At 58.8% G+C, this 9,560-nt stretch carries 7 protein-coding genes and 5 pseudogenes; 5 read left to right on the forward strand and 7 right to left on the reverse strand.

All coding sequences use genetic code 11. The annotated features are described in order from the left end of the window. The 3 genes and pseudogenes from virD4 to NKK51_RS32110 form a co-directional block, all read right to left on the reverse strand. The coding region (gene virD4, locus NKK51_RS32100; protein WP_352556295.1) for a type IV secretion system ATPase VirD4 at nt 1-1,569 on the reverse strand (1,569 nt) is incomplete at its 3' end. Between the two features lie 247 nt (nt 1,570-1,816). Continuing rightward, nucleotides 1,817-2,593, reverse strand: coding sequence for a hypothetical protein (locus NKK51_RS32105; protein ID WP_245260339.1), 777 nt, complete (start codon nt 2,591-2,593; stop codon nt 1,817-1,819). Between the two features lie 301 nt (nt 2,594-2,894). Further along, a pseudogene (locus NKK51_RS32110) lies at nt 2,895-3,164 on the reverse strand (integrase core domain-containing protein); the annotation flags it as partial. A gap of 443 nt (nt 3,165-3,607) precedes the next feature. Here NKK51_RS32110 and NKK51_RS32115 point away from each other — a divergent pair. Further along, nucleotides 3,608-5,527 (forward strand): potassium transporter Kup, encoded by a 1,920-nt coding sequence (locus NKK51_RS32115; RefSeq protein WP_352556297.1) that lies wholly within the window; start codon nt 3,608-3,610, stop codon nt 5,525-5,527. A 127-nt stretch (nt 5,528-5,654) separates the two neighbouring features. Here the strand turns inward: NKK51_RS32115 and NKK51_RS32120 are convergent. The 3 genes and pseudogenes from NKK51_RS32120 to NKK51_RS32130 form a co-directional block, all read right to left on the reverse strand. Continuing rightward, nucleotides 5,655-6,364 (reverse strand): annotated as a pseudogene (locus NKK51_RS32120) (IS6 family transposase). Nucleotides 6,365-6,439: 75 nt separating this feature from the next. Then, nucleotides 6,440-6,691 (reverse strand): annotated as a pseudogene (locus NKK51_RS32125) (DUF1403 family protein); the annotation flags it as partial. Nucleotides 6,692-6,813: 122 nt separating this feature from the next. Further along, nucleotides 6,814-7,191 carry a hypothetical protein gene (locus tag NKK51_RS32130; protein WP_023679574.1) on the reverse strand — a complete coding sequence of 126 codons (378 nt, stop codon included), beginning with the start codon at nt 7,189-7,191 and terminating at the stop codon, nt 6,814-6,816. 294 nt (nt 7,192-7,485) lie between these two features. Between NKK51_RS32130 and NKK51_RS32135 the strand changes: the two are divergent. From NKK51_RS32135 to NKK51_RS32145, 3 genes and pseudogenes are all read left to right on the forward strand, one after another. After that, nucleotides 7,486-8,216 (forward strand): annotated as a pseudogene (locus NKK51_RS32135) (IS6 family transposase). Beyond that, on the forward strand, nt 8,213-8,392 hold the full coding sequence (locus NKK51_RS32140) for a hypothetical protein (RefSeq protein WP_031194388.1): 180 nt from the start codon (nt 8,213-8,215) through the stop codon (nt 8,390-8,392). Before NKK51_RS32135 ends, NKK51_RS32140 begins: the two are co-directional and overlap by 4 nt. Continuing rightward, nucleotides 8,392-8,889 (forward strand): hypothetical protein, encoded by a 498-nt coding sequence (locus NKK51_RS32145; RefSeq protein ID WP_352556299.1) that lies wholly within the window; start codon nt 8,392-8,394, stop codon nt 8,887-8,889. The genes NKK51_RS32140 and NKK51_RS32145 overlap by 1 nt, the downstream gene beginning before the upstream one ends. Before the next feature lie 223 nt (nt 8,890-9,112). Here NKK51_RS32145 and NKK51_RS32150 read toward each other — a convergent pair whose 3' ends face one another. Beyond that, the gene (locus NKK51_RS32150; RefSeq protein WP_352556301.1) at nt 9,113-9,487 is read right to left on the reverse strand and encodes an acyl carrier protein; all 375 of its coding nucleotides are present in this window, start codon (nt 9,485-9,487) and stop codon (nt 9,113-9,115) included. Here NKK51_RS32150 and NKK51_RS32155 point away from each other — a divergent pair. Next, nucleotides 9,468-9,560 (forward strand): annotated as a pseudogene (locus NKK51_RS32155) (DNA-binding response regulator); the annotation flags it as partial. The gene NKK51_RS32150 and the pseudogene NKK51_RS32155 overlap by 20 nt on opposite strands.

The raw sequence follows: 9,560 nt of genomic DNA on the forward strand, positions 1-9,560 counted from the left end.
TAATGGTGGCAGACCTTTGATGAGAACAATCTCGTAGTCGTCATCGAGCAGCCGAACCTGTTCGGGACGCAATAGCGGTGCACCTTGATGTGAATTCTGAATGGTCCAGTCGAACGTTCGCGCCTGGCTGTGGGAAATCGATTTGGCTTCAAACGTGTATTCACCGATGGCCTTGGAAATGTAGTTCGGAGTCTCGTCATCAGCCGTGGCCATGAACACTTGCAGTCCGGTATTGCTGAGAAAATTCTGCTTGCCAGCCTCTCCATAAGCCCCCGTCAGTGCCGAAAGGCTTTGGATGATGAGCATGAAACGCCCCTTGTAGCCCGCGATAGTCGTGATTGCGGTCTCGATCGCTTCCAGCTTACCCAAGTGCTTGAACTCGTCGAGCAGGAAGAGAACCTCGTGCTTTTCATCCCGGCGGGCCAGCGACCGCTGCAGAATTGAAACGATTTGCTGAAAAAACAAGCGTATCAGAGGCGCGATCACCTCAAGGTCGTTCGGACCAACGCAAAGATAGATGCACGTTCTGCGACGGCGAAGATCATAGACCGAAAAGTCCGAGCGACTTGTGGCCGCCTTTACAGCGGGATCCGCCCACAGGTTGAGCCCGCCATCGCCGAGCACGGAAGTGTAGGAGGTTAGGATTTTCGTATCGTTCCCCGCCATGTCGTCGAAGATGCGTTGTGCCTCTTTGTTCTGGGTCTCCATGGCGAGTCGCGCGAAGAGCTTAAACTTCTCCCCCGGCTGGGCGAAGAGGTCATAGACGGCGCCGATTGTTGGCGTGCCCCGCTCGATGCAGGCAAGGATTCCCGCGACAAAGATATCTCGCGCGCCGCTGACGAAACCTTCCGCGCCCTCCCCCTTGGCCGTAATCAGGTTTGCGGCCAAGCGGCGGGCTTCGGTGAATTGCTGCTGTGGAGGCAACGCTATAAGATCCAACAGCGGATTGTAGCAGTTTGTGCGCCGCTCCGAATCCAGCGGCGCGAATTTAAACACGTCGTCACCTGCGGCTTTGCGCGCCCTCGAGGTGAGCTCAAAGAGCTCCCCCTTGACGTCCAGAGCTATCACCGAGCCTTTGAATGTAAGTAGCGTTGGAATGACTATGCCGACGCCCTTGCCAGCGCGGGTCGGTGCAACGATGAGGCTGTGAGGCTGCTCGCCATTGGTCAGGTAGTAGCCAGGCCAGAAAGGGCCACTTGTCTTCCCAAACACCGGCCCTGTCACGCCACGGTATCGTCGCAGATATCCCGTGCGTCGCATTTCATCCACTCGAGCCCAACGAGCCGTCCCGTGGTGTTCGAGCTTGCGGCGCAATACGATCTGCTGAATCAGCAAGACGACCGCGGACGTCGAGAGCACGATAGCCGCGCCCCGATAGAAAACGGGGGTTGCGAAACCCAAATAGAAGGGCGTCTCAAACCAAAAGGCACGGACATCAAACGCCATCAGAGCCTCGCCGCTGCCGCCGTGGCGGAAGGTTGCGTAAAGACTTGCCGCACAGAAGCCCACGGCGAGTGAGCACGCGATGCTAATGGCTATGTTGGGGGGCGTCGTTTTTGTTGAAAGCATTGTTCCATTGCCGGATTAGCCGTAGCTAATGCTGCGCGTGCTTCAGAGACCGAACCGGCGTCGCGCGATGTCGCCGCTCGACAGATCGATGCCGCAGCGGGTGGTGCGATGCTTGCAGCGCATCACCCGGCAGACGTGGTTTTTGAAAGTTACACTAAGCAGGTACGTCAACGGCCAGCGAATTGGAAACGGCAAGGCCGTAAACGGAATTCGGGAGAGAAAGCGTCACTGTACCATGGCCGAGACCTCAACGGCCGGAGCGATCTCTGCTTCTGGTGGCCTCCATTAGGTCCTCTCGGGCGTGATTGAAGGCGTGGTTTATGGACCGCCCGATTTGAGCACCCCGCTGCAGCTGTTCATACGAGGTTTGCGGGCCTACTGTATCACGGACTGCAGCCTCAATACCTGCTATGTGGCCGTCCAGATTCGCACTCCGTTCCTCTGCTGCATGCTGCGGCGGCGGCATGTGCGGCAAGATGTCTTGCATGCCGGGAAAAACTGAGTGAGCTTGGGCCTGTTGGTTTGCGTCTAACTGTTGATACATGTTGAGAATAGCATTGGATGCCATCATCCTGACATTGCCATCCGGATCAGAAGAAGCCAATCCAATGGCCTGATCAAGAATGCGAGATTTGTTTTCGTCAGTAAACTTACTGAAGTGTGGCGCAACGTAATAAGCTCCGAGAGCTTGCGACGGCGGATCCATGTTGCCAATGCGATTAACAATAGCATCTTGCAGCCCTGGCGTTAGGTAATCGCCTAGATTACTGGCCGCTCCGACTTTCTGCAATGCTATGTCATCCGTGCTGTACCCCAATTCGGCTGTTAATGTCGCGGCCAGATCGATGGCTGATCGTCCAAGACGATTGGTCCGCCTTTCAAATCTCGCGAGGTCAGTTTCTGGCCCGGGTTGAGTGCCCCGAACGGCTGTTCGCTCGTGCGTCCCGAGGCCTTTGAAGCCCCCAAGATTTCGCGCTGTATCGCGCGGGTTAGCGGTTACCAGCCGTTCTGCAACATCGCTCAATGGCCCCTCTGGAACGTCACGGAGGCTACTGCTCCCCACGCCTTGAGATGATCTTGCAGCTGCACGTGCCCGTTTGTTATCGCGATCCATTGCTCGCCTCCAAAGTAGTTATTCTACCCAATGAGGTTACCACCAAAGCTTGACCTGCTAAACCGATATGATGTTACAGTTGTAGTATGGCAAAGGGTTCCCAGCTCTGTGGGTCTGCCAAGTGCCCGTCCAAGCCGAAGAAAATACGATGAAGCTGGCATCAAATGCGATGTGAACTGCCCCGGGCATTCCGGTGGCCGTTTCGTTTGAGTCACGCGGCTATGGCTGGTTCATCCAACATGCCGTAGTAGCGTTCCTCGGCTTCGGCCGGCGGGATGTTGCCGATGGGCTCCAGCAGCCAGCGATTGTTGAAGCAGTCGACCCATTCGAGCGTGGCGAACTCGACGGCCTCGAATGAGCGCCAGGGTCCGCGTCGATGGATCACCTCGGCCTTGTAAAGACCGTTGATCGTTTCCGCGAGAGCATTATCGAAAGAGTCGCCGACACTGCCCACTGCGGGTTCGACGCCGGCCTCCGCAAGCGCTCGGTGTATTGAATGCCGAACCCTAGAGAATCAGCCCTCAGAGCCTTTGGTAATAGACCGACCCCTCGCACCTGTTTGGGCTGGGTGTACAAGTCAGGTTTTCATCAGGTTGGACGAGTATGTCTGGCAGCCAGAGCGCGACCACTTCCGTGCCCGCCCGCTCGTCTGGCAGACACACAAAGGAGAAAGACATGCCGTCAGCTACAAGCAGCGCCATCGTTTCCTGCCGCAGATCATCGCCCATCCGGTCTGGCCCTCCTTCAGGTCCCCTTGGCCTGTGTCTCGTCGAGGAAATGGCCCGGGAGCGGGATCGTGGTTTCGTATGAGACAATCCGCCGGTGCGGCAACAAATGCGGTCCGCATACGGAGCCATTACGTCGCGGCACTTGATATTGCAGTGCAGCAAAGGTAGAGGGCCGCCCCTTATCGGAGTGTCGTCCATGGTCCTTACCAATACTGGTAGCGAGGCAGAACCCGTCGAACAGTCGAGCCATCCGGCAATCGAACAGCAAAGCCCCGAGGTGCTGATGCTAGGCGCGCTCGGCGTTGTCTATGGCGATATTGGCACCAGCCCGATCTACGCGTTCCATGAGGCGCTGGTGGCGTCGTCGGGCGGCAATGTCGCCGAGCGCGGCGATATCCTCGGCGTTTTGTCATTGATCATCTGGTCGCTGACGATCATCGTCACCATCAAGTACATCATGTTCGTGCTGCGCGCCGATAACGGCGGCGAGGGCGGCGTGCTGTCGCTGATGGCGCTGGCGCGCGGCAGTTTCCCCAAGCGCTCGGCGCTGATGCTCGGCATCGGCATCGTCGGGGCATCGCTTTTCTTCGGTGATGCCGTCATCACACCGGCGATATCGGTGCTGTCGGCGGTTGAGGGCATGAATGTCGTCACGCCGACCTTCCAGCCCTATGTCGTGCCGCTGACACTGGTCATTCTTACCATGGTGTTTGCGGTGCAGCGCTTCGGCACGGGCGGGGTAGGATTGGTGTTCGGCCCGGTGACGGCGGTGTGGTTCCTGGCAATTGGCCTTTCCGGGCTCAACCACATCATCGCCGATCCGGAAATCCTGTGGGCGGTGAGCCCGCACTACATCGTCGCGTTTCTGATCAATTCGCCCGACGTCGCTTTCGTGACCATCGGCGCCATCTTCCTCGCCGTCACCGGCGCCGAAGCACTCTATGCCGATCTCGGCCATTTCGGCCGCAAGCCGATCGTGCTGGCCTGGCTGGCGATCGTGTTTCCCTGCCTGCTGCTCAATTATGCCGGGCAAGGCGCCTTCGTGCTGGCCAAGAATGGCGTCGTCGGCCATCCATTCTTCGAGATGAACGAAGGCTGGACGCTGATCCCGATGGTCGTGCTGGCGACGGCCGCGACTGTCATCGCCAGCCAGGCGGTCATCTCCGGCGCCTTCTCGCTGACCCGGCAGGCGGTGCAGCTCAATATGCTGCCGCGCCTGGAAATCCTGCACACCTCGGAGAAGCAGTCGGGCCAGATCTACATGCCGCGCGTCAATCTGTTGCTGGCGCTGGCGGTGATGCTGCTGGTCGTCGGTTTCGGCGAATCGAGCAAGCTCGCCTCCGCCTATGGCATCTCGGTGACCGGCAACATGCTGGTGACGACGGTGCTGCTGTTCGTCGTCATGACCCGGATCTGGAAATGGCGGCTGTGGGTGGCGGTCGCCATGACGGCGCTGTTCGGCTTCATCGATGTCGGCTTTTTTGCCTCCAACATCGTCAAAGTGTTCGAGGGTGGCTGGGCTTCGCTGGCGGTGGCCTTCACCATTGTGCTGGCTATGTGGACCTGGGTGCGCGGCAGCCGCTATCTGTTCGACAAGACCCGCCGCAACGAAATCCCGCTCGATTTCCTCGCCGGCAATCTCCTGAAGAAAAAGCCGCAGCTGGTGTCCGGCACCGCGGTGTTCCTGACGAGCGATCCACTCAGCGCGCCAACCGCGCTGATGCACAGCCTGAAGCACTACAAGGTGCTGCACGAGCAGAACGTCATCCTTTCGGTGGTGACCGCGCCGCAACCGGTGGTGCCCGACAGCGACCGGGTCAAGATGGAGACGGTCAACGAGCTGTTCATGCGGGTGACGCTGACCTTCGGCTACATGGAGCAGCCGAACATCCCGCGCGCGCTGGCGATCTGCCGCAAGCAAGGCTGGAAGTTCGACATCATGACGACCTCGTTCTTCCTGTCACGGCGTTCGCTCAAGGCCTCGCCCAATTCCGGCATGCCGGTGTGGCAGGACCGGTTGTTCATCGGCCTGGCGCGTACGGCGGCCGACGCGACGGAGTACTTCCAGATCCCGACCGGACGCGTCGTCGAGATCGGAACGCAAGTGACGATTTAGGGCATGCCGCGGTTGAGAAGAATCGGTGCTGTCACATTGATTGAGCGGTAAGGAAATTCAGGTAGCAGCGCGCCCGGCACTGTAAGTTTCAGCGGCTTGACGCAGCGATAGCTGGCCGGGACGGCTGTCACGCTGTGGCGACACACGCGATTTTGTTCCAGATTTGCATGGGGCGTTACGCAGGTCTCGATGTTGAGCCGATGACAGCGCATTGCAGGGAAAGTGAGCAGGTCGGCAATCGGATCATGGATGGAAACGAACCGCTGAAGCTGGCGTGCCGACTTGAAGCGTTTCATGATCCTTTCGCGTCGTCGGGTCGGCTGGTGCGAATTTTCCGCTCGATTATTCAGGCCTGTGTGCGACCGGTGTTCGACGCCGGGCATGAGGTCGCGCATGGCGGCATCATAGGATCGGAGCTTGTCGGTGATCATGATCCGTGGTGTCCGCCCTTGAGCTTTCAGCAACTTGCGCATCAGACGCTTTGCCGCCTTGGCATTTCGGCGGCTTTGTACCAGCACTTCGAGGACGAAGCCGTCCTGATCGACGGCACGCCGGAGCCACTGCTTCTTGCCACTGATAGCCACGACACATTCGTCGAGATGCCATTTATCGCCCAGGCAGCCGGCTGATATTGATCTCCTGGGCGGAATGCCGTCCGAATTTCTCCGCGCAGCTTCGAACGGTCTGATGCGTGACGATGATGCCGCGGGCCGCCAGCATGTCCTCAACCATGCGCAGGCTGAGCGGAAAGCGAAAGTAGAGCCATACCGCGTGCGCAATGATCTCGGCGGGAAAGCGGTGGCGACCATAGAGCGGATCACGAGCAACTTCTGACATGGCCCAATGTACGCACATCTTCATAAGCTGTCGGTTGACTTTACGATGCCGCGCCAAGCGAGCAGCATCCGGCCGGCGGGGCCGACCCCGTCTCCCGGCCGTGAGCAGAACGGCATCGCGCAGGTGCCGCTTCATCCTCGACCGGCCAGCCTGCTTTGCCGTTACCGCCGCCGCCGAAAGCGCCAGGCGTTGCCGCCAGGCGCCGATCCGCCGGCAGCGGTTCGTTTCCACCGATGATCCGAGTGCCAACCAGTTCCACTTTCCCCCAATACCTGCGTAACGCCGCCATGCAAATCTGGAACAAAATCGCGTATGTCGCCGCAGCATGACAGCCGTCCCGACCAGCTATCGCTGCATCAATACGCTGATATCTTTACAGTGCCCGCACGCCTCTCGCGCGCCAACGGCCAGTCGGGTGTCGCGAATGAGGCGCGCTGAAGCCATCCGGCTCAGCCGATCATGGCGCTTCGGTTGCCGGGTTCGAGGTCGTGGCCTCTGCCGCTGCGCGATTCTAGCATTTGCGCCTTGGAGAGCTCTGCTTCAGCCTCGGCGAGGCATGGCTCGGCTGCGGTTCTCTGCCGCAGAAGGTCCGATTGCGAATTCTTGACGTTGTCACGACGTAGGCGAGCGGCCTTGGCGAACGTCGGATAAGCGAAATGATTGACATCGGAGATGCCGGCCTTCGTTTCCTCGGCGTTTAACTGGAAGTCCAGTTCTCGCGCCATGCGTTCGAAATCGGCAATCATGATGTCTAGCTGGTGCAACTGTCGCCGCTTCTCATTCACCTGAAATTGCTTCAGTCGGACCAGATTACCTCGTGGCTTCATGACTCGGTACTCCGGTACCCATTTCGTCCAATCAAACCGCTCTCTCCCCTTAACGTTAGGCCTACAGCGACTCTCACGTTTTCTGCTGCGAGCGGAAACATATTTTCCAAAATCCTTGGCCGATGGCTATGAGTTCAATGGCATCGACAAGCATGCGAGCGGGGGACTTAAGGGGCGGTAAAAAAAGGCGGAATAGGGCGATTTTCACAATGTCTGCATTGAACGCGTTGAGACCTGCGGCGGGCTTGACACACAAAGCAATCGTCAAGATTTGCGACATGGACGCCGGGGGGCATGAATACGCCCGCCGTCAGCTACACGCCCCCCGATTTCCGCCGCCTATTATCGCCCACGCGGTCTGGCTTTATTTCCGGTTTCCGCTGAGCCTGCGCCTGGTTGAGGAAATGCTGCTGGAACGCGGCATCGTGGTTTCGTATGAGACAAGTCGCCGGTGGGGCATCAAGTTCGGGCTGGACTGCGCTCGCTGCTTGCGCCGCAAGCCGCCGTGCCGGAATGACGTCTGGTACCTGAACGAAGTGGTCGTCACCATCGCCCGGCAAAAAGCTTTGGTTGTGGCGCACCGTCGACCAGGATGGATATGTGCTGGACGAAATCGTGCAAAACCGCCGCAACACCAAGGCCGCCAAGCGCTTGCTGACGCGGCTGTTGAAGAAGCAGGGGCTCGCGCCGAAGCGCATGATCACCGACTAGCTGCGCTCGTATGGAGCGGCAAAGCGACAGGTGATGCCGGACGTCAAGCACCGGTCGCACAAGGGGTTGAACAACGGAGCGGAGAATTCCCATGTGCCGACGCGAAAACGGGAGCGGATGATGCAGGGGTCCGATCGCCGAGAGGCCTGCAACGCTTCGTCTCGACCTTGTCAGCCCTCCGCAACCTCTTCGTCCCGCCCCGCCCCAAACGTTCTGCTCTCGCCATACATGTTCATCGCCTCAGCGCGATGGCGCTGGTGATATCACGACGCGTTTGTACCGCTCGACCTACGCCACAGGTGCCGACGCTGTGACGAGCTTCGTCGGTCGCGTGTCGAGTGACGGCACCGGGGACAATTATCGTCGACCGCAGTCCATTGCCCAGACCAAGGCGCTTCTCGGCGTCGGCACGATGGCAAATCGCAGCGTCACGATCTCGGCCGCTGCCCCTTCTGGCGGCGTGGACGGTGATTTCTGGGTGCAGCCGTAATGGCCCTTTACGTCAAAGCCTCCGGGGTCTGGGGGGCGGCCAGCGCCGTCTGGGTGAAAATCTCAAGCCTCTGGACCAAGGCTCGACAGGTCTATGTGCGCAGCTCGGGCGTCTGGGAGAAAATGTTCCCGATAGATCTGGTCTTCAATGGCACTCACGAAGACTCGACTGCCACGACCGTTTACACCCACACCAGCATTCCGCTTCTTGTCGCGCCACACGCTAATCGTCGTGTCATCGTGACAACTGAGACCACTGACACCGAAAGTGCAGTGACCGTCAACAGTATGACGATTGGGGGTGTGGCTGCCACCCTTCTCGCTCAGGTGGAAAGCATCTTCAATTCTGGTGTGGTCTATCTGTCAGTGTGGTCAGCCCTCGTGCCAACCGGTACGACGGCAACGATCGTGACCACGTATAGTGAGAGCGTGTTCCGTGACTACATGTCGGTCTATACGACCACCGATTGGGGGTGTGGTGGGCACTGTTGCCTCTGACAACAATTCAACGGGTGGCCTGACAACGACCGTCAGCATTGGTGCCCTGGGCGCAGCGATCGCAATTGCGGGCAACGCCACCAAGGGGGCATCGGCACTGCGACATGGACCGGGCTGACCCAACAGTTCTCAAACACACCAGTCACGGATACAAACCACAGCGGAGCAATGGCCATAGCTACCGCCGCCCAAGCTGCCCTCACCGTAACCTGTGCCTACAGCACTACTCCAGCACTTGCCGCACTGCTGGTGGTTCCGCGGTGCGCAACTCCTGACTGGCGACGGCGTCGGCGACATGCCTTACGGACTCGTATCGCCAGAGCTTGTAATCGTCGACAAACCAGCCAAGTCGGCTCTCGATCGCCGTAGCAAGCTCGTTATAGTCGAGGCTGTCGAGGCCGAGATCCCGCATTCTGGTTGTCATCGAGACCTCTACTTTTTCGGCAACTAGAGCGTTGAGGGTTTTGAGAACCAGTTGTTCAATTTCAAGTAATGTCATCACTAATACATGCCTTTTGATTGCAGATTCAGGTAATGCAACCCTGATCGGGGCCCAAACGCCAAAACGAGGTGTGCCGTTGAAACATGTTCTTGTCATTGACGATGATGCCGCAATGCGGCGCCTCATCGCCGAGTATCTCACGATGCATGCCCTGAAGGTAACCGCAGTC

Origin of the sequence: Mesorhizobium sp. M0011 (genome assembly GCF_040324155.1) — a bacterium.
Taxonomy (GTDB): Bacteria; Pseudomonadota; Alphaproteobacteria; order Rhizobiales; family Rhizobiaceae; genus Mesorhizobium.